General features: G+C 74.5%; 20 protein-coding genes and 1 tRNA gene. 12 read left to right on the forward strand and 9 right to left on the reverse strand.

What is annotated here, in order from left to right:
* Positions 1-97: 97 nt before the first annotated feature.
* Entirely contained in the window at positions 98-919 is an 822-nt protein-coding gene (locus ACQPYD_RS25710; RefSeq protein ID WP_267946095.1) for a TrmH family RNA methyltransferase, read from the reverse strand.
* A 165-nt stretch (positions 920-1,084) separates the two neighbouring features.
* Positions 1,085-1,654, reverse strand: a complete 570-nt coding sequence (locus ACQPYD_RS25715) for a hypothetical protein (protein WP_433698062.1) — start codon at positions 1,652-1,654, stop codon at positions 1,085-1,087.
* A gap of 459 nt (positions 1,655-2,113) precedes the next feature.
* Here ACQPYD_RS25715 and ACQPYD_RS25720 point away from each other — a divergent pair, with 459 nt between their 5' ends.
* From ACQPYD_RS25720 to ACQPYD_RS25750, 7 genes are all read left to right on the forward strand, one after another.
* Positions 2,114-3,856, forward strand: coding sequence for a substrate-binding and VWA domain-containing protein (locus ACQPYD_RS25720; protein ID WP_433698063.1), 1,743 nt, complete (start codon positions 2,114-2,116; stop codon positions 3,854-3,856).
* A gap of 394 nt (positions 3,857-4,250) precedes the next feature.
* Complete coding sequence (locus ACQPYD_RS25725) at positions 4,251-6,011, forward strand: substrate-binding and VWA domain-containing protein (protein ID WP_433698064.1); 1,761 nt, start codon at positions 4,251-4,253, stop codon at positions 6,009-6,011.
* Positions 6,012-6,294: 283 nt separating this feature from the next.
* On the forward strand, positions 6,295-6,942 hold the full coding sequence (locus tag ACQPYD_RS25730) for a hypothetical protein (RefSeq protein WP_433698065.1): 648 nt from the start codon (positions 6,295-6,297) through the stop codon (positions 6,940-6,942).
* Positions 6,943-7,017: 75 nt separating this feature from the next.
* The gene (locus ACQPYD_RS25735; protein WP_433698066.1) at positions 7,018-8,892 is read left to right on the forward strand and encodes a DUF2510 domain-containing protein; all 1,875 of its coding nucleotides are present in this window, start codon (positions 7,018-7,020) and stop codon (positions 8,890-8,892) included.
* 84 nt (positions 8,893-8,976) lie between these two features.
* The gene (gene orn / locus ACQPYD_RS25740; RefSeq protein WP_433698067.1) at positions 8,977-9,627 is read left to right on the forward strand and encodes an oligoribonuclease; all 651 of its coding nucleotides are present in this window, start codon (positions 8,977-8,979) and stop codon (positions 9,625-9,627) included.
* 67 nt (positions 9,628-9,694) lie between these two features.
* Positions 9,695-9,770: transfer RNA gene (locus ACQPYD_RS25745), tRNA-His, on the forward strand.
* 144 nt (positions 9,771-9,914) lie between these two features.
* On the forward strand, positions 9,915-10,313 hold the full coding sequence (locus tag ACQPYD_RS25750) for a hypothetical protein (protein ID WP_433698068.1): 399 nt from the start codon (positions 9,915-9,917) through the stop codon (positions 10,311-10,313).
* Positions 10,314-10,737: 424 nt separating this feature from the next.
* Here ACQPYD_RS25750 and ACQPYD_RS25755 read toward each other — a convergent pair whose 3' ends face one another.
* The 7 genes from ACQPYD_RS25755 to ACQPYD_RS25785 all read right to left on the reverse strand — a co-directional run bounded on the left by ACQPYD_RS25755 (position 10,738) and on the right by ACQPYD_RS25785 (position 17,657).
* Entirely contained in the window at positions 10,738-11,910 is a 1,173-nt protein-coding gene (locus tag ACQPYD_RS25755) for a DNRLRE domain-containing protein (protein ID WP_433698069.1), read from the reverse strand.
* A gap of 673 nt (positions 11,911-12,583) precedes the next feature.
* The gene (locus ACQPYD_RS25760) at positions 12,584-12,850 is read right to left on the reverse strand and encodes a hypothetical protein (RefSeq protein ID WP_433698070.1); all 267 of its coding nucleotides are present in this window, start codon (positions 12,848-12,850) and stop codon (positions 12,584-12,586) included.
* Between the two features lie 62 nt (positions 12,851-12,912).
* Positions 12,913-13,872, reverse strand: a complete 960-nt coding sequence (locus tag ACQPYD_RS25765; protein ID WP_433698071.1) for a hypothetical protein — start codon at positions 13,870-13,872, stop codon at positions 12,913-12,915.
* A 248-nt stretch (positions 13,873-14,120) separates the two neighbouring features.
* Complete coding sequence (locus ACQPYD_RS25770; RefSeq protein WP_433698072.1) at positions 14,121-14,447, reverse strand: hypothetical protein; 327 nt, start codon at positions 14,445-14,447, stop codon at positions 14,121-14,123.
* Between the two features lie 116 nt (positions 14,448-14,563).
* Positions 14,564-15,496 (reverse strand): ornithine cyclodeaminase family protein, encoded by a 933-nt coding sequence (locus tag ACQPYD_RS25775; RefSeq protein ID WP_433698073.1) that lies wholly within the window; start codon positions 15,494-15,496, stop codon positions 14,564-14,566.
* Positions 15,493-16,827 carry an MFS transporter gene (locus tag ACQPYD_RS25780; protein WP_433698074.1) on the reverse strand — a complete coding sequence of 445 codons (1,335 nt, stop codon included), beginning with the start codon at positions 16,825-16,827 and terminating at the stop codon, positions 15,493-15,495. Before ACQPYD_RS25780 ends, ACQPYD_RS25775 begins: the two co-directional genes overlap by 4 nt.
* A 137-nt stretch (positions 16,828-16,964) precedes the next feature.
* Positions 16,965-17,657 (reverse strand): GntR family transcriptional regulator, encoded by a 693-nt coding sequence (locus tag ACQPYD_RS25785; RefSeq protein ID WP_344097518.1) that lies wholly within the window; start codon positions 17,655-17,657, stop codon positions 16,965-16,967.
* 248 nt (positions 17,658-17,905) lie between these two features.
* Here ACQPYD_RS25785 and ACQPYD_RS25790 point away from each other — a divergent pair, with 248 nt between their 5' ends.
* From ACQPYD_RS25790 to ACQPYD_RS25810, 5 genes are all read left to right on the forward strand, one after another.
* Complete coding sequence (locus ACQPYD_RS25790) at positions 17,906-18,124, forward strand: hypothetical protein (RefSeq protein ID WP_267950482.1); 219 nt, start codon at positions 17,906-17,908, stop codon at positions 18,122-18,124.
* A 144-nt stretch (positions 18,125-18,268) separates the two neighbouring features.
* The gene (locus ACQPYD_RS25795) at positions 18,269-19,276 is read left to right on the forward strand and encodes an acyl-CoA dehydrogenase (protein ID WP_433698075.1); all 1,008 of its coding nucleotides are present in this window, start codon (positions 18,269-18,271) and stop codon (positions 19,274-19,276) included.
* On the forward strand, positions 19,266-20,024 hold the full coding sequence (locus ACQPYD_RS25800; protein WP_433698076.1) for a PIG-L deacetylase family protein: 759 nt from the start codon (positions 19,266-19,268) through the stop codon (positions 20,022-20,024). The genes ACQPYD_RS25795 and ACQPYD_RS25800 overlap by 11 nt, the downstream gene beginning before the upstream one ends.
* Positions 20,021-20,632 carry a methyltransferase domain-containing protein gene (locus ACQPYD_RS25805; protein WP_433698077.1) on the forward strand — a complete coding sequence of 204 codons (612 nt, stop codon included), beginning with the start codon at positions 20,021-20,023 and terminating at the stop codon, positions 20,630-20,632. Before ACQPYD_RS25800 ends, ACQPYD_RS25805 begins: the two co-directional genes overlap by 4 nt.
* On the forward strand, positions 20,629-21,354 hold the full coding sequence (locus ACQPYD_RS25810) for a glycosyltransferase (protein ID WP_433698078.1): 726 nt from the start codon (positions 20,629-20,631) through the stop codon (positions 21,352-21,354). The genes ACQPYD_RS25805 and ACQPYD_RS25810 overlap by 4 nt, the downstream gene beginning before the upstream one ends.
* The last annotated feature ends 936 nt before the right edge of the window (positions 21,355-22,290 follow it).

A 22,290-nucleotide genomic window follows, 5' to 3' on the forward strand; every position in this document is an offset into this window, starting at 1 on the left:
TGGGACGAATCACACGTCCACCGGCCCCTCTCCCCCGCCGTCACGGGGGTGCGGCGCGCGGGCCGCACGGGCGGAGGGGACGCCGGACCCTCCGGGCTCACGGGCGTGCGCCGCGCGCGAGTTCGTAGCAGGCGATGGCCGCGGCCGCGGTGACGTTGAGGGAGTCGACGTCGCGGTCGGCCATCGGGATGTGCACCCGTGCGGTGGCGCGCTCCAGCCAGCGCGCGGACAGCCCGTCGCCCTCGGTCCCCAGCAGCAGGCCGACCCGGTCGCCGGGGGCGAGGGCGGCCATGGCGTCCCGGATCGGCAGGGAGCCCTCCCCCGGGGTGAGGGCCATGAGGTGGAACCCGGCCCCGCGCAGGGTGTCCAGGCCGCCGTGCCAGTCGTCCATGCGGGTGTGGGGGAGGGTGAAGACCGCGCCCATGGACACCTTGACCGACCGCCGGTACAGGGGGTCGGCGCAGCGGGGCGCGAGGACGACGGCGTCCACGCCCAGGCCCGCGGCGCTGCGGAAGATCGCGCCGACGTTGGTGTGGTCCACCAGGTCCTCGAGCACGACGATGCTGCGGGCGTCCCGCAGGACCTCGTCGAGCGGGGGCAGCGCCCTGCGGTGGAAGGCCGCCAGCGCGCCCCGGTGCAGGTCGAACCCCACGAGGCGCTCCGCGGTCTCCTCGGTGACGACGTACAGGGGGGCGCCGGAACCGGCGACCACGTCGTCGAGGGCCTCGGCCCGGCGCTCGGTGAGCAGGAAGCTGCGGGGCCGGAACCCGGCCGCGGCGGCCCTGCGGATCACCTTGTCGCCCTCGGCCATGAAGAGGCCGTGCTCGGCCTCCAGGTGGCGGCGCAGGTTCACGTCCCGAAGGCGGGTGTAGTCGGCCAGGCGCGGGTCCCCGGGGTCACTGACCTTGATGACGTCCATGGGACGGGATTATCCCCTGCTCCGGGACGCGGGTCCGACCCGGGCGGCGGGCCGCCCGCCCCGGGGGGTCTGCGGCCCCGGCCGCGCGGAGGCGCCGGGCGCCGGACCGGCCGCCGGCGCGCAGGAGGCACCGGACGGGCCGGAGCCCGGGTGGCGCGGGAGGGGTCAGCCGATCTGGTCGGTGAGGGCGCGCAGCCGCTGCCAGCGCGCCTCCTCGCAGGAGCCCTTGCGGGTGAGCGTCGTCTCGACCTCCTGGCCCTCCCAGGTGCCCACGACGGTGGCCTCCTCCTGGCCGTACACCTTGTCGGTGCAGACGGTGCCCTCGCCGACCTCGGTGAACAACTGCTCCCCGCCCGGGTCCGCGGCGGTGGTGGGCTCGGCCTCGACCCCGGCCAGGGCCTCCTCCAGCTCCTCCTCGGAACCCTCCGCGCCCTCGGTCCTGCCCTGGAACTCGACGGCGGCCAGGGCCAGGTCGGCGCAGGTGGCCGGGTCCTCCTCGACGACGCCGGTGCAGCGCAGCGTCTGCACCCAGGCGCGGTCGCGGTCGCTCAGCTGGATCTGGAGGTAGCCGACCGGCCCGGGCTCCGCCACCTCCTCGGGCTCGGGCTCGGGGGCGGCCGGGCCTGCGTCGGGGGTCATCGCGGTGGTGGCCTGCACGTCCTGCGGCGGCATCATCGACGGACCGACGACCACTCCGTAGGCGATCGCGCCGACGCAGCAGGCGCCGGCGAGCATGGCGGTGCCGATTGTTCCTCGGCTCCGGTGGTCACGGTGCGATGGGGACATACCAAAAACCCTCGGGGGTCGGTTGGTCACGAGTCGTCCACCGGGGAGTGTGAGTCGGGGTGGACGCCAGGGGCGGGGCCCAAGCTTAGCGGGCGGTGCGGAGCACTCCTCCGAGAGCACCGTAACAAAGCGATCACCCCGATCCGGCGTCTCCGGGGCTCCCACGCCTCCGGTCCGCCCCTTCCGCTTCACCGTTACCAACGAGTAGGGTCCAGGTGAAGAATCGTTCGCACCCCAGGGCGCGGTCGTTCGTCTCCACCCTGTGGGACGCCGGCCGACGCGCGATGGTTCGCCCCTTTCCCCTACCGCGGGTGCGGGACGCCACCCCCGCGGCCTCCCCTCGCACCCACCCGGCTTCCGGGCGGCCGCCGGTCGGAAGCCGGACACCGCCACACCCCCGGAGTGCCCGTGTCCAGTGGACGCCACCGTCATCCCTCCCCGACCGGCCGGACCGCCCGCGGTGCGTTCAGGTCGCCGCTGGGGATCACCGCCGCCGTCGTCGCGACCGTCGCCGTTGCCGCGATCGCGGTTCCGGTCGCCCTGAACTCGCTCGGTTGCGGCGAAACCCGCTACCTGCGCGTGTCGGCGACCCAGAGCATCGCCCCCGTGCTGCGGGAGGCCGCCACCGAGTTCAACGCCGACCGTCCCGGTTACGGCGGCGCGTGCGTGTACGCGCAGGTGGACGAGATCGCTCCGCACCGCATCATGACCGCGCTGACCGGCGGACGGGCGGCCGACTCCACCATCGCCCCGCACGTGTGGGTGCCCGAGTCGTCGGCGTGGGTCGAGCTGGCCCGCGTGTCGGGGGGCGGAACCCCGGGCATCGGGACCGATCCGCCGTCCCTGGCGTCCTCCCCCGTGGTCCTCGCCGCCCCCGAGCGGACCGAGGGCATGCCCGACCCCGGCGACACCAGCTGGACCGCGGTCCTGCCCGACGGCCGGGAGCCCGACCGCCCGCTGGTCATGGTCGACCCCAACCGCGGGGCCGACGGGATGACGGTCATGCACGCCGTGCGCCGCCACCTGGGCGCCGGGGACGGGGCGGACACCGCCATGACCGACTTCGTGCGCGACGTGCAGACGGACAGCGCGTTCGGCGAGATCGACCTCGCCACCTTCTACACGGGGTCGGAGGCCTCCGCGGAGCGCCCGGACCCGGTGATCGTCGTCCCCGAGCAGGCGGTGGTGTCCTACAACCGGGACCGCGCGGAGTCGGCGCCCCAGCTGGCCGCCCACTACCCGGCCGAGGGGACGGTCAGCCTCGACTACCCCTACGTCACCACCACCGACGAGGAGGCGCTGCGGTCCGCGGCGGCGGACCTGTACGAGGTGCTGCGCGACGACGCCTACCGCTCGCGCCTGCGCGACCTGGGGTTCCGCGACCCCGACGGGAGGGCCTCGTCCGCCCTCGCCGACCGGCCCGGGCTGATCCCCGAGGAGCCCGCCACCCACGAGGACCTGACCGGGGACGCCCTGCTGGCCTCGGTCACCGACTGGAACCGCCTGTCGATGCCCAGCCGCACGCTGGTCCTGGCCGACGTCTCGGCCAACATGGCGGACGACCTCGACGGCGCCGGCGGACCGACCCGGATGGAGGCCGCCCTCCAGGCGGCCCTGCTGGGCCTGTCGCTGTTCCCCGACGAGACCGACATGGGCCTGTGGCTGATGTCGGACGCGTACGGGGAGGAGGGCCGCGAGGAGTCCGCCGACATGCACCCGCTGGGCACCTCGGACGGCGACGGGGACTCGACCCGCCGCCAGGAGCTCACCTCCGTGGCCGAGGGCGTCGAGGTGCGCGGCGGCGGCTCGCGCCTGTACGACAACGTCCTGGCCGCCTACGACGAGGTCCAGGACGCCTACCACGAGGACAAGATCAACAGCGTCATCCTGCTCACCGCCGGACAGGACGAGGGATCCAGCGACATCTCGCACGCGGAGCTCGTGGCGGCGCTGCAGGACCGGTTCGACCCCGAGCGGCCGGTCAGCATGTTCATCATCGCCTTCGGGTCCCAGGCGGAGGAGGCGGAGCTGAGGCAGGTCGCCGACGCGACGAGCGGCTCGGCTTTCGTGACCGACGACCCGGACGAGATCGGCGACATCTTCCTCAGCTCGATCTCACGCCGGCTGTGCGTTCCCGACTGCGACAACTGAGGCCGTGCCCGTGTCGGCGCTGGCCCGGGGCGCTCCCCGGTCGGCGCCGGCGACGACAGCGCCCGATGGTCTCGATTGGATATCGGAATCGGGTTTCAGCCCGAGCGCTCCCGAAAACCCGGTTCCCGGAACGGCCGCCCGATACCCCGGGGCGACCGGCACTGAGCTCAGGTTCACCCCCGGTACACCCCCGCGTCGACCGGTCGCCACCGGCCCGCCCGGCCGCCACCCGGTCCGGGCGGTTGAGTACCGTTCCCACCAGTAACACACAGGTGGCCGGTTCGCTCCCGAGGCGGACCGGTACGCGCGGCCCGTCCCGGGCCGGTCGCCCCCGAGCCGACATGTCTCCCCCTGTACGGCGCCCCCGTCCGTACACCACCCCGTGAGGAAAGCTGTGGGACGTCACCGCGGAAGATACGCAGAAGAGCCCTCCAACCGGGCCAGACGCCGGCGCGGCCGGGGCGGGGCCTTCGTGGCCCTGGCCGCCGCCCTGGTGATCGTGCTCGGCCTCACCGCCGCGGGCGTGTACATGTTCGGCGAGTCCGACGGATGCGGCGGCTCCGACATCGCGCTCGACGTGGCCGTCAGCCCCGAGCTCGCCCCCGCCGTCGACCAGGTCGCCTCGGACTTCAACGCCGGGGAGAACCGGGTGGACGGGCGCTGTGTCCGGGCCGAGGTGCGCCAGGTCGACTCCGCCAACGTCGCCTACCAGATCACCGGTTCGGGAGCCACCATGGGCGACACCGAGTCCGACGTGTGGATCCCCGACTCCTCCATGTGGCCCCGCCTGGTCCAGAGCCAGGCCGGGGACGCCGTCATCACCGAGACCGGCACCTCCGTGGCCCGGTCCCCGCTGGTCCTGGCCGAACTCGCCGAGTTCGCCGACGGGGAGGCCCCCCTCGCCTGGGCCGACGTCATCCCCACCTCCGCCCCCGGCGAGGCGTCCGAGCGCAGCGTGCGCGTCGTCGACCCCGCCCGCAGCTCCACCGGCCTGAGCACCCTCTCCCTGCTGCAGTCCGCGCTGGAGCGGTCGAGCCCCGACGCCGACACCTTCAACGCCCACATGACGGCCGCCCTCCAGGCACTCCACCAGGGGGCCTCCTCCGACGAGGACGCCGCGTTCCTGGCCCTGAGCGGCGGCCAGGCCGACTCGCCGCCCGCGATGGTGATGTCCGAGCAGGCCGTGTGGCGCTACAACGCGGCGCACGAGGAGGCCTCCGCCCGCGCCAACTACCTGGAGGGCGGCACCTACTACCTCGACTACCCGTACGTGGTGCGCAGCGAGGACAGCGACATCACCCGCGCCGCCGAGGTGTTCCGGGAGGCGGTGCGCTCGGACGAGGCCCTCCCCCACCTGCTCGCGCAGGGGTTCCGCGGCCCCGACGACCAGATGGACCCCGCCGTGCTCACCGAGGACGTCGGCTTCGCCGAGGACGCCCCGGAGGAGCTGCCCGTCCCCTCCGACGGGGCCGTCACCGATCTGACCCGGTCGTGGAACCAGCTCAAGATGGACTCCCGGGTGCTCGCGATCGTGGACGTCTCCGGGTCGATGCTCGCCGAGGTGCCCGGGACGGGGATGACCCGTATGCAGGTGACGGGCGCGGCCGCGACGGAGGGCCTCCAGATGTTCACGCCCACCTCGGAACTGGGCCTGTGGGAGTTCTCCACCGACGTCAACAACAACCTGCACTACCAGGAGCTGGCGCCAGTCCGCGAACTCCAGGCCGCGGGGGACGGCGGGACCGAGCACCGCGACGCCATCGCCGGCGCGCTGGCCGGGCTCCGGCCCCGCCCGCAGGGCGACACCGCGCTGTACGAGACCTACCTGGCCGCCTACCAGGAGATGTCCCGTACCTACCGGCCCGACCGGACCAACGTCATCCTCATGCTCACCGACGGGGACAACGACAACCCCGGCGGCATGGAGCTCGACGAGCTGATGGCGCAGATCGACGGCATGGCGAGCCCCTCGCGCCCCATCCCGATCATCACGATCGCGTTCGGGCCGGACGTGCAGAACCTGGAACCGCTCCAGGAGATCGCCGCCGCCACGGGCGGCGCCGCGTACATGACGGAGGACCCCACCGAGATCGGCGACATCTTCCTCCAGGCGTTCTCCCTGCGGCTCACGGAGGACGACCCCGGGGCCGAGTAAGCGGTCCCCGCCCCGGCGGGGCAGGGGCGGCCGGCAGCGGTGCGAACCGCGTCCGGGCCGCCCCGCGCACGGCCCCCGGGGTGACTGGGGGTGACAAGACCCTGTCCTAGGGCGAAGGGGATATGGACTTCTCCCCCGGGTTGGCGTACTCAGGGAGGAGCCGGGGAACGCCCCCCGGCGCCCGGCCCCTCCCCCGGGACGCGTGCCCCGCGGTCGGCGTGCCCGGGCCGTCCGACCCGTCCGGCGTCGGGCCCGGCCACACGACGACCCGATTGGGAGTGCCATGGCGAAGGCGTGGATGCCCGGTGCCGCGAGACTCGACGGCGGGGCCACCCGAACACCCCCCGGCACCGGGGCCCCGCGCGCCGTGTGGACGGTGACCGGCTCCGACCCCGGTTCGTGGTCCGCGCACGAGGAGGCGCGACGGCTGGTGGACGAGGGCCGCGCGACGCACCTCGTCTGGAACCCGCTGACCGGCGAGACCGTCCAGACGCTGGCGGCGACCAGGCGCGTCGGTGTGCAGCTGGGCGGCACCGACCTGTACGAGCAGCACCTCGACCACGGGCACGAGGGCCGGGTGTGCCTGGTGGTGTCGGTGGTGGCCTTCCGGGAGACCCCGTTCACGGACGGGCCGATGCTCGGCCTGGCCCCGCTGCTGCTGTGGCTGGACTCCTGGGGGGTGCGCCGCGCGTGGCCCGCCGGCCGCCCCGGGTCCGAGGGCCCCAAGGCCGAGGTCGCGGCCCGTGCGTGGGCCCGGGGCGGCCACTTCGGCCACGACCAGGTCCCGGGTTCGTCCGCCAAGGGGCCGGGGAGGCTGGACACCGCCTGCCTGCTGTCGGCCGGGGCCCGCCCCGACCGTCCGGCACCGGGAACAGGCACCACAGGGCAACTCCGGGCGACGACTCGGACACGGAGGGCGACGGGGTCGTGATCCGTACACCCCCGGGCACATGGGACCGGGTACCACTGGTCGAGCGCCGCTCCTCCACCCCTTAGTCTGTCGCCCATGGGTGGATCTATCGAGCCGGGTTGGTACGCGGACCCGCGAGGCGACGCGCAGACGCTCAGATGGTGGAACGGCGAGGAGTGGACGCGGCATACCCGTTCCCTGAGCGAACTCCAGGGCGGTGCCGGCGGCCAGGACGACGAGGGGGCCGCCACAGCGTTCCTGGGCGCTCCCGACCGGGGGGGTTCCGCCGCCCCGGACGAGGAGGAGGCCGGGACCGTCCGGCTGGGCTCCGCGGCGGCGGCGCCCGCTCCGGTCGAGGACGAGCCCAGCACCATGCGGATCGACCCGTCGTGGGTCCAGGGCGCCTCCGGGCCCCCCGCCCCGGCGGACGACGAGCCCAGCACCATGCGCATCAACCCCTCCTGGGCCCAGGACGCCTCCGGGCCGTCCGGCCAGAACCCGGCGCCCCCCACCCCCGCGCCGATCGGCGAGGACCCCGGCACCGTGCGCATCGACCCGTCCTGGGCCCAGAGCGCCTCCGCCCCGGCGGCCCCGGCCCCGGTCGGCGACGACCCCGGCACCGTGCGCATCAACCCCTCCTGGGTCCACGGCGCCTCCGATGACGAGACGCCCACCGCCGACGTGCGCGGCCCCGGCGCGGACGAGGAGCCGACCGCCGACCTGAGCGGCGTCGGCGCGACCATGCGCGTGGGCCCCGGCGACGCCTCCGGCCGGGACCAGGACGAGACGCCCACCGCGGACCTCGGCGACGACGACATCCCCACGGCCAACCTCACCGACGACGACATCCGCCCCGCCCCGCAGACGGCGGTGTTCACCCCCTCCTCCGACGCCCCCGCCACCGCCGTGTTCACGCCGTCCGCCCCGGAGCCCTCCGGAACCGCGGTGTTCGACCCCTCCGACCCGATGTTCTCGGGGGCCGGGAACAACGAGGACCCCGAGGGCAAGGGCGGCAAGTTCAACAAGTTCCTGGGAAGCCTCAAGGAGGGCTGGGCGGACCTGTCCGAGGAGCGCAAGGAGCAGCGCCGCAAGGCCGAGGAGGAGGCCGCCAAGCAGCGCGAGGAGGAGCGCGTCCGCAAGGAGGCCGAACTCCGGGAGGAGGCCGCGCGCCTCGCCGAGGAGCAGGCCCGCAACCCCCGGCCGCAGCCCCCCGGCCAGGCTCCGGGCGCCGCCGCGGCCGTGCCCGGCGAACCGCAGCCCGGACAGCCCTGGCCCTCGCCGGCTCCGGACCAGCAGGCCCAGGGGTACGCCCCCGGACAGCAGCCGCCGGGACAGCAGGTCCCGGGAAGCCAGCCCTCCGGGGCGCAGCAGGCGCCCACGCAGCAGCATCCCGGCGTCCCGCCCCTCTCCGGTCCGCAGCCGGGGCACGCCGTTCCGCCGGGCTCCCCCTCCGGGCCGTACCCGAGCGGCTTCCCGCCGCACCAGCGCTCCGGCCCGCAGATCCCGCCGTCGGGCCCCCAGCCCGGCTTCCCCCCGGCGCACCACCAGGGCGGTTACCCGCCGCCCGGGTACCCGCCGCAGCAGATGGGAAACCCGAACATGGGCGGGCACCCCCACCAGGGTCCCCCCATGCCGCCCCCTCAGCACATGAACCGCCCTCCCCAGGGGCCGCCGCCCGGGTACCCCCGTGCCGGCGTGCCCGGCGGGCAGCCGCCGATGGGCGGGGGCCACCAGCAGCCGCAGAGGGGGTCGGGCCGGCCGCCCGGCGGCCTGTACCCGCAGCAGCCCCCGCAGGCGCCCCCGCAGTCGCAGAGGAAGAAGAAGGGCGGCTGCGGACGCGGCTGCGGATGCGGCTGCTTCTTCTTCCTCCTGATCCTGGTGGTCGTCCTCGGCTTGGCCTACGTCCAGTTCTGGGGCGTCTACGACTGGATGGACGCCGTCTTCGGCGTCAGCGGCCTGGTCTGGGACTGACCCGGCCCCAGGGGCGGTCGGGCCACGGGCCCGGCCGCCCCTCCGTCATCCCCGGCACTTCCCACAACCTCTAAGCTGACCGGTATGAATGACAGTTTGGTGTGGATCGACTGCGAGATGACGGGCCTCGACTTCGAGAACGACGCGCTGATCGAGGTGGCCTGTCTGATCACCGACGGTGAGCTCAACGTCCTCGACGAGGGCGTCGACGTCGTGATCAGACCGCCGCAGGCCGCACTGGACGCCATGGGCGACTTCGTCCGCGACATGCACACCAAGTCCGGCCTGCTGGAGGTGCTGGACAAGGGCGTCACCCTGCACGAGGCCGAGGACATGGTCCTGGAGCACATCCGCCGGTACGTGACCGAGCCCCGCAAGGCCCCGCTGTGCGGCAACTCCATCGCCACGGACCGCACCTTCCTCGCCCGCGACATGAAGCGCATCGACGAGTTCCTCCACTACCGGATGGTGGACGTCTCCTCCATCAAGGAACTGCTGCGGCGCTGGTACCCGCGCGTGTACTACGCGAGCCCCGACAAGAACGGCGGGCACCGGGCGCTCGCCGACATCACCGAGAGCATCCGTGAGCTGCGCTACTTCCGCGCCACCGCGTTCGTGCCCGAACCCGGTCCCAGCTCGGCCGAGGCACGCGCCGTCGCGTCCGAGGTGATCGCCGGGGGCAACGGGCTCAAGCCCCGCGACGGGGCCTCCGGGGACGCCACGGCGGAAAACTGATCGAAGCACTCCCCGGAGTCCGCTAAGATTTCATACGTACGCAGGGCCGCGAGGCCAGGCGAACGTGGTGGGTGTAGCTCAGCCGGTAGAGCACTTGGTTGTGGTCCAAGAAGTCGCGGGTTCAAGTCCCGTCACTCACCCCACAGGAGAGAGGCCCTGACCAGCGCGAAAGCGCAGAGGTCAGGGCCTCTCCCGTGTCCGTGGGAAGCAGCGGCCACCCCGTCCGGCCCGAGAACCGGAGCCGGCCGCGCTGGTCGTCGATCCCCACACGTGGCAGGATGACGCCCATGTCCCATGCACCCCCCTTCGGCGTCCCCCCGAACTCCCCCCGGCCCGGTTCCCGGCCTGGAGCGGCGCCGCAGCGCCGACAGGGGTCGCCCGCGGACAAGGCGATCACGATCGTCCTCATCTGCCTCGCGCCGCTGGTGTGCCTCGGAACGAGTGCCTGGGGCTTTTTCTCGGTCATGGCGACCGCGAGCTGTGGAAGCGACTGCGGCGCCGCCGTCGACACGGCCGTCCCACTGATGATCTTCTCGCCGTGGGTGGTCTGGCTGATCGTCACCGTCTGGTCGATCGTGCACCTGAGCAGGAGGAGGCCCGCCGCCTGGGTGATGCTCCTCGGCCTGGGGGTGGCGACCGTGATCTACGTGGCGGCGAACGTCGTGCTGTTCACCGGCGTGGGCTGACCATCCGCGCGCACGGCGACCACGCTCGACTCCTCGCCCTCCGGAGCGACCTTTCCTGTCCCCGTGCGGGGCCCCGTCCGATCTCCGCGCATGCCGGTGGCGGCCCGGAGTCCTCCTGTGCGGTGCCCACGCGCACAGGCGGTTCCGGACCGCCGCGGCTTCCGGCGGCAGAGCCCCCTGCCGGGCTCTGCCGTAGATGCGTCCGGTTTCGGGACGGGCATCTCTCCTCTCGGCGCCACCGTGCCGTCACCGCAGGCGGCCACCGCGTCTTGTGGCCGGTGCGGCGACGACGGTTCCCTGACCGCTTCCGTGCCCCGCCCGCCGCGGCGCTCGGAGAGCGGCCTGCCCGACCCCTCGGGCTGCCGCCGGTGCGTACCTCCGCCCAACCGGATTCCGCACCGGGAGGGACGGGTGCCGTCGTCCGTCAACCGGTTCTCCGTGGTCGGTGAACCGGGGAGCGGTTTCCGACCGGGCGAACCGGAGGCCCGCGAGCCGGGGTGGACGTACCCCCGCCCCGCGGTCGGCGGCTGCGCGGAGCGGCCGGGCGCACGGCCCGTTCCCCCCGCCGGGGACGGACCCGCCCACCCCCGCTCCGGAGGCGGTCCGCGGCGCCGGGGCCGGGGACACGTGCGACATCGCTTCCCACGACCCCGGGGACGGTGCCTCCGGGAAGGCCGGGCCCTCCCGCGGACCGGTCCGGTGAGGGGACGGGGGAGTTCTCGTCGTGGACGGCGGCGCGGTCCCCGCCCGGCCCGGCGTCCGCAACCCCGCGCGGGAGGCTGCCCGTGCGCCCGGCCGGGCCGACCGCCTTGCCCGGGTACCGCGGCGTGCCGTGGTCGACCACCAGCACCGGCGGGGCGCTCCCGACGTCGAAGCGGAGCCAGGCCGCGGTTCCGGACTCGTCGCGTTCACCGAGCCGGAGGTGGAGGTGGGACTCCCCGTTGTCCACGGCCCACCGGTAGGCCTCGGTGACGTCGAACTCCACGCCCCCGTCCACGGGGCAGGCGGCCCGCCCTCCCGTGATGCTCCGGGTGTCGAGCAGGGCGCGGGCCTCGGGCTGGTCGTTCCAGGTGACCCCTCCGTCGAAGGGGTCGACCCGGTGCACCTGCGCGTAGGAGGTGCTGTCGCAGTCGTAGGACCACACCACCTCGGTGCGGAGCACCGCGGAGTCGACGGCGGCGCCGGGGCCGGGCGCGACCGGGAACCGGAACAGGGCCCTGCGGGTGTAGACGCGGTCCCAGGCGAGGCGCCCCGTGCCCACGCTGGCGGTCTCGGCGCCGCCGTAGGACCGGTCGGGGAAGGCCCGGTCGACGTAGGTCCACGCGGAATTCCCGGTCTCGGTCCGGTCACCGCCGGAGCGCCCGGGGTCGGGAGCGCCGTCGGCATCGGAGCCGGTCGGCCGCGGGCCCTCGTCGGCCGGGGCGGCGCTCCCCCGAGCTCCGCTCAGCTCCTCTCGGGCGCCGCGCTCCCCGGAGGCGCCCGTCCCACCGGCGGTCGGGGCCCCATCGTCGGCCGCGACCGGGGCGGCGGCCAGCAGCGAGAGGACCAGGGCGAAAATCGCACAGGCCGTCGTCGCACGGGGCAGGGAACGACGCATGACGGGGGGTGCCTACACATTCCGACTATGACCGAAAAAGAATACGGGCGGGACATGCGGGCCCCGCTCCGACAACCAGGAAGTTATCAAATTCCCGCAGCGTCCCACAAATCCCAGCGGCATAAATACGGACCAAAAACAGAATTACTACCACCGGAAACACGGCGCCACCCGAAACGACCTCCACGCAGAAGAAATCGAACTCATGATCGACCTTTAATCGGCGACCATCGAACTGCGCTTCGCGTCGGCCCGAAAATCAGCTGCTTCCCGGGGTGCGTGGACACACGCCCTCCGCGACAGCGCCTCGCGGGGGAGGGGCGTCCCTGCCCCCGGCCGCTCCGGCGGGTCCGCCACGACACGGCGGTCGCCCCGAGAAGCGGGGCGCTTGTGTCCGTTCCGCCTCCCCGCCGTCATTCCCGGGCAGAACGGAGGCGGGTCGTGGAAGCACGGCGTCCGGAACACGGACCGGGGCGGTCGGACAGCACTCCACGTCCGGCGGGAATCCGCCTTCGACAGAAACCCCTTTATCCACAGGCCATTTTCGGAAAGCCGGAAAACGCCCACACCTCGGCATCGATGGTCGGGCGTTCCTTCCGCCGCCCCGCTCCGGCCGGGCGTCGCGGGGCGGGCCCGGTCGCCTCCGGCTCCCGCCGGGACGGCCTCCCGGGGCTCACCCCTCGTCGGCGTCGTCCTCGGACGGCTCCCCGGGCGGGCGGATGCGGCTGGCGAGCCGGTAGTCGGCGCGGATGTCCTCGTAGACGACCCCGGTCGTGACGGGCCGGGGAAGCCCCGAGCGGTCGCTGCCGGCGGTCCCCTCCTGGTTCGGCTCCCCCCAGGGCCGGGACACGACCTCCGGGGCCTCCTGGAAGACCAGCTCGTCCGCGGTCACGGAGGCGCTGATCTCCACGTCGTACTCGGTTCGCTTCCGGTCACCCATGGTCTCCACCCCCGTCTGCCGCCGGTCGGGTTCGCGTCCGCCGGGCCGGGCGGCCCCGGACCCTACTTCCGGGCCCTGCCGCCGGTGCCCTTGGCCGCACCCCCGGCGCCCTTCCCTGTACTCTTCGCCGCGGTCCCGGCGCTCTTGCCGGCACCCTTGGCCGCGGTCCCGGCACCCTTGGCCGCATCCTTCGCCGCGGTCCCGGCGCCCTTCGCGGCACTCCCGGCACCCTTGCCGGTGCTCTTCGCCGCGCTGCCCGCGCCCCTGCCGACGTCCTTCGCGGCGGCCCCGGCGTCCTCGACCGCGCTGCCCGCGCCCCTGCCGACGCCCTCCGTCGCCTTCCCCGCCCCCGCGCCGACCTCCTCGACCGCGCTTCCGGCTCCCGCGCCGACCTCCCCGACCGCGGTCCCCGCACCGGCGCCGACGTCCTCCACGGCCTTCCCCGCGCCCCGGCCCACGCCCTCCACGGCGCCTCCGGCGCCCCGGCCCAGGGCTCCCACGGCCTGTCCCGCGCCGCCCGCGACCTGCTCGAGCGAGGTCCCCACGCCCCGGGTCACCTGCTCGAGGATCTGCGGGTTCGCGTCGATGGTCTGCAGCACCCGGGTGATGATGTCCCGGACGTTGTCGAGCCGGACCTTGAGCAGGGCCTGGGCCTCGACGCCCTTGATGTTGAGGTGGACGCGGCCGAGTTCGACGTCCGCCCCCACCTTCAGTTTGAGCAGGTCCAGCACCTCGGCCTGGAGCGAGACGGAGGCCAGGAGGTTCTCGACCTCGAGCTCGATCTCGTCGACCTTCAGGACCGGCACGTCGAGGAGCACGTCCGTCTCCTCTCTGCCGGACTCCCGGTCGATGTCCTCCGGGCGGGGCCGCAACTCCTCCTCCGCACCGTCGGACCGCCTCGCCCGCGCGGTCCCCGGCTTCGCGCTCCCCTCGTCCGGGGCATCGCCCTTCCCTGTTCTCCTGCCGCCGGAGCGCGTGGTCGGCTCCTTGCCCTTGCCGGTCTCCTGGGGACTCTGGTTCACCGTGTCGGCACCCTTCTGCGTGGTCCGCGCACCCGGCGGTCCCCCGCCCTCCCGGGGTTGCGGTCCGCTCGTCGTCCATGGCGCGAACACCCGCACCGAACGCCCTGTTCACCGCCGCTCGTGAAGCGCGGGTGTGTCCGCCCCCTGTACCCGCGACCGCCGCCGGGAAAACCGTTCTCCCTGCTCAGGACATGCCCTACGGCCCAGCCCCGGTGTTCCCCTGCGGTGCGTCCCACGCCCGGGGCGGCTCAGGGCGGCGCCCCCGCCGGCCCCCGGCCGCCGAGGCGGCGCAGCGCCTCCTCCCAACGGCTCCGGCGCTCGTCACCGGTGAGCTCCCACCAGGGGGTCCCGCGTTCGCCCAGGCCCTCCTTGGCCCAGGCCACGCGGGTCCGGGCCAGCCGCTCCGCGCCGGGATCCCGCGAGCGCAGAGCCGCCGCCACGTCCCTGCGGGCCGACATCAGGTGGCCGACCAGGTCCTCGCGCACCCCGTCCGGCAGGTCGGGGTCGCTCGCCCGCCACCGCCGGCCGCCGATCACGACGTGGCGGCCGTCGGCGGTGCGTTCGGGTTCCCGCATGTCGGGAACCCTGCCCCGCGGCACGGGGGGCCACACCGGCCGCTGACCGGCCGGGCGCCCTCCGCCCGTCCCCGCGGGCCGGAGGCGGCGCCGTGCCCGCCCCCGGCGCCATCGGCTCAGCGGGCGGGGGCCACGCCCACCGCCACGGCGAGGTCCTGCCAGGACATACCGGACCCCTTGAACACGTTGGGGCGGTCGGTGCTGCGGTGCGCCTCCCCGCGCACGAGGGGTGCGAGGCCGACGAGGTCCCCTGCGGTGAGCGTCCCCTCGCCGATCGCGAGCACGACGTCGCCGCACTCGCGCAGCGCGGCGCCGCGCTCCTCGACGACGACGTGGGAGCGTCCCATCAGTGCCGCGTCGAGTTCGCGGCGGTCCGGTTCGTGGGAGCCGATGGCGACCACGCAGGCGCCGTCGCGGACGAGGGAGCCGTCGAACAGGGGCTCGGCGGCGGACGTCGCGCACACGACGATGTCGGCGTCCGCGACGTCGGCGGCGGTGCCGGCCTCCGCCGTGATGCCGTGCGCCGCGATCTCGGCGAGGGCGGACGCGACCTTGCCGGGGGTGCGGCCGACCAGCCGGACGTCGGCGAGGTCCCGGATCCCCGCGATCGCCAGTGTGTGCGAGACGGCCTGCGGACCGGTCCCGAACACGACGAGCCGGGAGGCCTCGGGCGCGGCGAGCCGGTCGGCGGCCACGGCGGAGGTGGCCGGTGTGCGCAGCGAGGTGAGGGCGACGCCGTCGACGAGCAGGCGCGGTGTCAGCGTCCGCGCGTCCATGAGCATGTAGACGGCCTGGATCCGCGGGAGCCCGCGCCCGGGGTTGTCCGGGGACACGGACGCGATCTTGACGCCGACCCACTCCCCCAGTGTCGAGGGCATGAGCAGCAGGTGGCCCTCCCCTGCCGGGGCGTGGGCGCGGGCCGGGTCCCCGGCCGGGTCGAAGCCGTCGAGCAGAGCGCTCTCGACCAGTTCCCGTGCGCGCGAGGGGCTGATCCGGGCGCGGACCTCCTCCGCGTCGACGAGGGGCAGGCCGGCGGGTGCGGGGTTCATGGGGTCACCTTGTCGTTCTCTCTGGCGGCGATCGCCGCGGACTCCTTGCGCACGATCCGCCCGGAGAGCGAGACCGCGCAGATCGAGATGGCCGCCAGGACCACCAGGTATGCGGCGATGGGCCACCAGGCGCCGTCGAACCGGGCGAGCAGCCATGTCGCCAGGAGCGGCGCGGTGCCGCCGGCGAGGGCCGCGCCGACCTGGTAGCCGAGGGTCACACCGGTGTAGCGGACGCGCGTCGTGAAGATCTCCGAGGTCAGGGTGCCGAGGGTCGCGGTGACCGGGGGCCACACGAGGCCGAGGCTGATCACGACGGCCGCGTACACGGCCCAGTCCATCCGGAGGTCGAGCAGCAGGAAGAAGGGGGCCGCGAAGGCGGCGATGAGCACCGCGCCCCCGAGGAACACGGCGGGGCGGCCGAGCCGGTCGGAGAGCCTGCCCATGAGCAGGATGCCGAAGGTGCTGACGAGGGCCCCGGCGCTCACGGCGTTGAGGACGACGGACTGCTCCATGTCGAGCGTGCCCGTGGCGTAGCTGACGACGAACGTCGCGAAGATGTAGAACGGCGCGGTCTCGACGACCTTGGCGCCGACGGCCACGAGCACGGAACGCCAGTGGTCGCGCAGCGTGTCGATGATCGGCAGCTTGGCGACGTCGCCGCTCTCCTTGGCCTCGCGGAACGCCGGGGTCTCGGCGAGGCCCTTGCGGATCCACAGGCCGACGAAGACGAGGACGACGCTGGCGACGAACGGGATGCGCCAGCCCCAGGACTCGAACGCGGCCGCGGGCATGAGGCTCACGAGCGCGAAGGCGACCGTGGACATCAGCATGCCGATGGTGATGCCGGTCTGGGGCACGGAGCCGAAGAAGCCCCGGCGGTTCTCGGGCGCGTACTCGTAGGCGAGGAGGAGGGCGCCGCCCCACTCGCCGCCGATCGCCAGGCCCTGGACCACGCGGCAGAGGATCAGCAGGACCGGGGCGAGGACGCCGACCTGGTCGTAGTTGGGCAGCAGGCCGATCGCCACGGTGGCGCCGCCCATGAGCGACAGCGTGATGACGAGGGTCTTCTTGCGGCCGATGCGGTCGCCGATGTGGGAGAAGACGATGCCGCCGAACGGCCGGATGAAGAAGGTCAGCGACAGCGACAGGTACGACAGCATCAACGAGATCAGGGGGTCGTCGTTGGGGAAGAACTGCTTGTCGAAGATCAGCGCGGCGGCTGTCGCGTAGAGGAAGAAGTCGAACCACTCGATGGTGCTGCCGCTGAGGCTGCCGATGAGCACCCGGCGGTTGGTGGCCGGTTTTCCGACCGTGGACTGTTGCGGTGACACGCACAACTCCTGGGGGTGGGGGCCGACGTGACGTGGGCCTCACGATGGGGACTAGTGCAACGTACAATTTCACATTGCACTTAAGCAAACCCTCGTGACCTGCCGGTTCCCGGACCGCCGCTGTCGCGGAGGCCGTGTCAGGACTCGGGAAGGCCCGCCCAGACCCCGCGCACGTGCCCGAGGTGGTGCCTCATGAGCGCCTCCGCGCCCGGGGCGTCGCGGGCCTCGACACGGTCCAGCAGGGCGTGGTGCTCCCGGGCCGTGGCGGTGAGGCGCCCCTCCTGGTGGAGTCGGCGCAGCGCCGACAGGCGCGACATGCCGCGCAGGCGCCGCACCTCCTCGACGATCCGGGCGTTGCCCGCGATGGCGAGCAGCTGGAGGTGGAAGGCCGTGTCGGCGGCGACGAACTCCCGGAGCTCCCCCGACTCGGCGGTCTCCGTGAGCCGGTCCGCGAGCGGGCGCAGCCGGGCGACCTGCTCGGCAGTGGCCGTCCCGGCGACACGGCCGACGGTCGGGACCTCGATGAGGGCTCGCAGCTCGATGATCTCGTCGAGCGCGACGTCGCCGAGTTCGACCACCCGGTACCCGCGGTGCCGGATCGTCTCGACGAGGCCCTCCCGGGTCAGCTCCATCATGGCCTCCCGGACCGGGGTGGCCGAGACGCCGAGGCGTTCGGCCAGCGCCGGGGCCGAGTAGATGGTGTCGGGTGCGAGCTCCCCGGCGACCATGGCCTCGCGCAGCACCTGGGTCACCCGGGAGCGGAGGCTCGTGGGCTCGGCGAGCGACCCGAGGACGGGAGTCGTCCGGGCCTGGCGCGCGTCGATGCTCATGCGGTGGGGTTCCTCCTCGGGCGGGCTCCTGTCGCTCCCAGGATGCCACGCTCCCCGCCGGGGCCCGCCGGAACGGGGGTTCCGGGCCCTTCCCGGCGGTGCTCCGCCCCGTTGCGGAGGCGGCGCCGCACGCGGTCGTCCCGGTCCCCCACGGCATTCCTCGCACTCCCTTGGGTTTGTCCCGGCGAGGACCCGGGCAGCGGCACGAGTGCGGCACGAGCAAGGTCCGCGACCACAAGGGAGACGACATGATCCGCAAGCTGTCCGAACTGGGCGTCACCTCCGAAATGGCCTACTGCGCGGGCGCAGCGTCCATCGGCCTGACCATTCTGACGTGGTTGGCCTCCAAGAAGAAGGAGGACGCCGGCAAGGACGCGGCCGAGCGCAAGGGCCTGTTCGTCGGTGAGTGGGCGCCGACCTTTTTCGCGCTCGGGGTGGCGCTCAGGCTCGAAGAGGCCAAGAAGTAGGGCCGCACAGCAGAGCGGGCCCCGTCGCGAACTTCGCGGACGGCAAGCCCGGCCGGTCTCCCGGCCGGGCTTCGGCGTGTCCGGCGCGGCGGTCCGGCCCACACGGCACCGAGGGGGCATGACCTGGTGAAAACGTCAGAGGCAGTGGACGGGAACGGACCGGACACGACGGGGGGCGGGCACGAGGAGCGGCACGGGGACCGCGTCGCCGCCAGGCTGGTGGCGGAGACCGCCTCGGGCGGGCTGGACCTGCCGCTCCCCGGCGGCGGCGCCACGTGGGCGCGCTGGGAGCGCCTGCGCGACCTCGCCCGTGAGGACCTCTCCCTGGCCCGGCTGGCCGAGGGCCATGCCGACGCCGTCGCGATCCTGGCCGACCTGGACGGCCCCGCCCCCGAACCCGGTGACGTGTGGGGTGTGTGGGCCGCGCATCCCCCCGGCGCGACCCTGACGGCGCGCGGGTCGGGCGGCCGTTGGAGGCTGTACGGGACCAAACCCTTCTGCTCCGGGGCCCACGTCTGCACCCACGCCCTGGTCAGTGCCGAGCTCGAGGACGGGCGACGGGCCCTGTTCGCGGCCGGGACCGCGGGCGCGGAGCCGTTGGCGGACACCTGGGCGTCGGCGGGCATGGAGGCCAGCGACACGCTCACCGTCCGCTTCGACGGGGTGGCGGCCGAACCGGTCGGCGGTCCCGGCGACTACCTGGACAGGCCGGGGTTCCACCACGGCGGCGCAGGGGTCGCCGCCTGCTGGTACGGGGGCGCCCTGGCCGTGGCGCGGCCCCTGGCCGACCGCGCCGGGCCGGAGGGCGCCGGTCCGCACGTGCTCAGCGCGTACGGCGCGGTGGACCGGGACCTGTACTCCGCGGAGTCGGTGCTGCGCCGCGCCGCCCGCGAGATCGACGACCACCCCCTGGACGCCGCCCGCGGCGCCGTGCTCGCCGCGAGGGTGCGCGCGGTCGTCGCCGAGGCCTGCGCCGGTGTGCTCCGGCGGACGGGGGAGGCCCTGGGGGCCGGACCGCTCGCGGGCGACCCCGCCTACGCGCGGGCCACGGCCGACCTCGCGGTGTACGTCCGCCAGCACCACGCCGACCGGGACCTGGCCGCGCTGGGGGCGCTCGCGGCGCAGACGAGAGGAGACGGGGATGACCACTGAAGGAGCGCCGGCGCGTCCGGCGGAGGACACCGGTACGCCCGAGGAGGAGTGGGTCCGGTGGAAGGGCCTGGACCGCCTTCCTGCCCTGGACCTCGAAGGGGTGCGCGAGGCGGTCGTCGTCGCGCCGCACCCCGACGACGAGACGCTCGGGTTCGGCGGCGGGCTCGCCGTGCTCGCCGCCTCCGGAGCGCGCCTCCGGATCGTGGCGGTGACCGACGGGGAGGCCTCGCACCCGGGCAGCACCGTGTTCACGCAGGACCGGCTCGTGGCGCGGCGCGCGGCCGAGCGCGCGGACGCGCTGGCGGCCCTCGGCGCGGCCGGGTCCGGGGTCGAGCGCCTGGGCCTGCCCGACGGCGGCGTGGGCGTCTACGAGCAGGAGCTCGCCCGGCGGCTGGCGGACCTCTGCGTCGGCGCGGACCTCTGCGTGGCGCCCTGGGAGGGCGATCCGCACCCCGACCACGAGGCGGTCGGCCGCGCCTCCCTGCACGCCGCCCGCACGCTCGGAATCCGCTCCGTGTCCTACCCGGTCTGGACGTGGCACTGGAGGCGGCCGGGCGACACGGGCGTCCCGTGGGACCGGGCGAGCCGCCTGGACCTGTCCCGGGACGTCCGGCGCAGGAAGGGCGCCGCGCTCCGCGCCTTCACCACGCAGGTCGCCCCGATCGGTCCCGGCGAGGCGGACCGGGCGATCCTGGAGCCCTCGATGCTGGCCCACTTCGCCCGCGACCACGAGGTGGTGTTCACGTGACGGTCGACGGAGCCTACTTCGACGCGATGTACTCCTCCTCCGACGACCCGTGGGGGTTCCGGTCCCGGTGGTACGAGCGGCGCAAGCGCGCCCTGAGCACGGCCGCCCTGACGCGGGAGCGCTACGGGCGCGCGTTCGAGCCGGGTTGTTCGATCGGTTTGCTGACCGGGGACCTCGCGTCGCGCTGCGACCGGGTCCTGGCCTGGGAGGGGTCGGCCGAGGCTGCGGCCCTGGCACGCGAGGAGTCGGCGGGCGCCGGGAACGTCCTCGTGCGGTGCGCCCGGATCCCCTCGGAGTGGCCCGAGGGCCCGTTCGACCTCGTGGTCCTCTCCGAACTGCTCTACTACTTCGACGACGGGGACCTGGCCTCGGTCCTGGACCGGACAAGGGAGTCCCTCGGTCCGGGCGGGACCGTCCTGGCCGTCCACTGGCGCCACCACGTGCCCGAGCACGCGCGCTCCGGAGACGACGCGCACCGGGCCCTGGCCGCCGTCCCCGGGCTGGAGCGGGTGGTCGAGCACGTCGAGGAGGACTTCCTCCTGGACCTGTACCAGGCCCCGGAGGCCGGGGGTCCGGTGTCCGTCGCCCGGGCCGGGGGGCTGGTGTGATCCGGGGTCTCGCGGTGGTGGTCCCGGCCCACCAGGAGGAGCTGCTCCTCGGCGACTGCCTGAGGTCGGTCGGCGCGGCGCTGGACGCCTCGGACGTCCCGCTCCGCGAACGGCACGTGGTGGTGGTCGCCGACGCCTGCACCGACCGGACAGCGTCGGTCGCCCGGGCCGCGGGGGCGCACGTGGTGGCCGCCGACCACCGGAACGTGGGCGCGGCCCGCCGGACCGGCGCGGGACACGCCCTCCGCCTGGTGGGTCGCACCGACCTGGACGCGGTCTGGCTGGCCGTCACCGACGCCGACACGCTCGTGCCCCGGCACTGGATCGCCGAGCAGCTCCGGCACGCCCGTGACTGCGACGCCGTCGTCGGGACCGTCGCGGTGCGGGACTGGTCCTCCCGGGAGCCGGGGTCCGGGCAGCGCTTCGAGCGGGTGTACCCGCGCGACAGGGGCGGGACGCACCCCCACGTCCACGGGGCCAACCTCGGCGTCCGGGCGTCGGCCTACAGCGACGTCGGCGGCTTCCCGCCCCTGCCCTGTTCCGAGGACCTCGCGCTGGTGACGGCGCTGGAGGCCGCGGGCTACCGCGTCCGACGCCCCCTCGACCTGGCCGTGACGACCTCCGCCAGGCCGGACCCGCGCGCCCGCGGGGGCTTCGGCGACTACCTGACCCGCACGCTGGGGGCCGGCGGACGTCCGAGGCCGACCCTGCCCCGCGCCTGACCCCGGGCGCTCCCGCGCCGGCCCCGCGGGGATCCGCGGGGCCGGCGGGGGTCCCGCGGGCGGCCGGGCCGTGCCGACGCACGGGCGGGAGGTCCCGGGGACGGGGACGCGGGACGGCCCCGCACGGTCGCTACCGTGCGGGGCCGTGCCTTCCCGCTGTGTTCGGCCTCAGTGTGCCGGGCGGGCACCCGAACGCGGGAAGTCCGGTGCGGCGTCGCCCCCGGGGTCACCGAATCCTTCGGCTCCGGGCGAGGCCGCTGAGCCAGCTGAGGGGGCTCCTGCGGGGCCGGCGGCCGCGCGGAGGGGTCCTGCCGGCAGGGAACCGCAGCGGGTTCACGGGGCCGGGCGTCCGCACGGGGCGGCCGGGCCGCCCCAGGGGGCCGCCTCCACGGGCCAGCGGGTTGCGCCCCGGCGCCAGCGGATTGCGTCCGCGTGCCAGGGGTGTGCGGGCGGCGGGCCGCCGTCGCGCCGGCGGAGCCCACTTGGCGGTCAGGTTCCTGGCCTTCCTCAGGGGGTTCCTCATCACGGTTCTCCTCCTCGTCAGCGCGGAGCCGCGCTGTCTCGGTCGGTTCGTGGCGGCGTCGTCACCGCAGATCTCCCGGGCGCGGTCACCCCGTCGCGGCGCCGGAGGGCGCCGTGGTCGTTCTCCCGGGGGCTCCCTGCCGGGTCCGTCCCGGTCCTCGGCCCCCGCAGTGCGCCGACCGCGCTCCCACCGTCGGCGGGGCCCGCGGGCCCTCGCCGGTCGGAGGACGCCGGGCCGCGCTCCGTGAGCGGTGCCTTGCGCCTTCTCGCCGTCCTCACGGGGAACGCGCGGTACGGAAGGGAGAAATAATCACGAAAAAGATACTTTTTTCATGCTCATCTGCCTAGCTACCCCAACGTGTGGTAATGATGCGGTTTCTTTGAGGAAAGCTCGTACGGCGTCGCACACGAACC

This window comes from Nocardiopsis sp. CA-288880, from assembly GCF_050955985.1.
Taxonomy (GTDB): Bacteria; Actinomycetota; Actinomycetes; order Streptosporangiales; family Streptosporangiaceae; genus Nocardiopsis; species Nocardiopsis tropica.

Coding starts and splice junctions, on each gene's coding strand:
- ACQPYD_RS25710 (WP_267946095.1), bottom strand. CDS start 919: ATGGACGTCATCAAGGTCAGTGACCCCGGGGACCCGCGCCTGGCCGAC.
- ACQPYD_RS25715 (WP_433698062.1), bottom strand. CDS start 1,654: ATGCTCGCCGGCGCCTGCTGCGTCGGCGCGATCGCCTACGGAGTGGTC.
- ACQPYD_RS25730 (WP_433698065.1), top strand. CDS start 6,295: ATGGCGAAGGCGTGGATGCCCGGTGCCGCGAGACTCGACGGCGGGGCC.
- ACQPYD_RS25735 (WP_433698066.1), top strand. CDS start 7,018: ATGGGTGGATCTATCGAGCCGGGTTGGTACGCGGACCCGCGAGGCGAC.
- orn (WP_433698067.1), top strand. CDS start 8,977: ATGAATGACAGTTTGGTGTGGATCGACTGCGAGATGACGGGCCTCGAC.
- ACQPYD_RS25750 (WP_433698068.1), top strand. CDS start 9,915: ATGTCCCATGCACCCCCCTTCGGCGTCCCCCCGAACTCCCCCCGGCCC.
- ACQPYD_RS25755 (WP_433698069.1), bottom strand. CDS start 11,910: ATGCGTCGTTCCCTGCCCCGTGCGACGACGGCCTGTGCGATTTTCGCC.
- ACQPYD_RS25760 (WP_433698070.1), bottom strand. CDS start 12,850: ATGGGTGACCGGAAGCGAACCGAGTACGACGTGGAGATCAGCGCCTCC.
- ACQPYD_RS25770 (WP_433698072.1), bottom strand. CDS start 14,447: ATGCGGGAACCCGAACGCACCGCCGACGGCCGCCACGTCGTGATCGGC.
- ACQPYD_RS25775 (WP_433698073.1), bottom strand. CDS start 15,496: ATGAACCCCGCACCCGCCGGCCTGCCCCTCGTCGACGCGGAGGAGGTC.
- ACQPYD_RS25785 (WP_344097518.1), bottom strand. CDS start 17,657: ATGAGCATCGACGCGCGCCAGGCCCGGACGACTCCCGTCCTCGGGTCG.
- ACQPYD_RS25790 (WP_267950482.1), top strand. CDS start 17,906: ATGATCCGCAAGCTGTCCGAACTGGGCGTCACCTCCGAAATGGCCTAC.
- ACQPYD_RS25800 (WP_433698076.1), top strand. CDS start 19,266: ATGACCACTGAAGGAGCGCCGGCGCGTCCGGCGGAGGACACCGGTACG.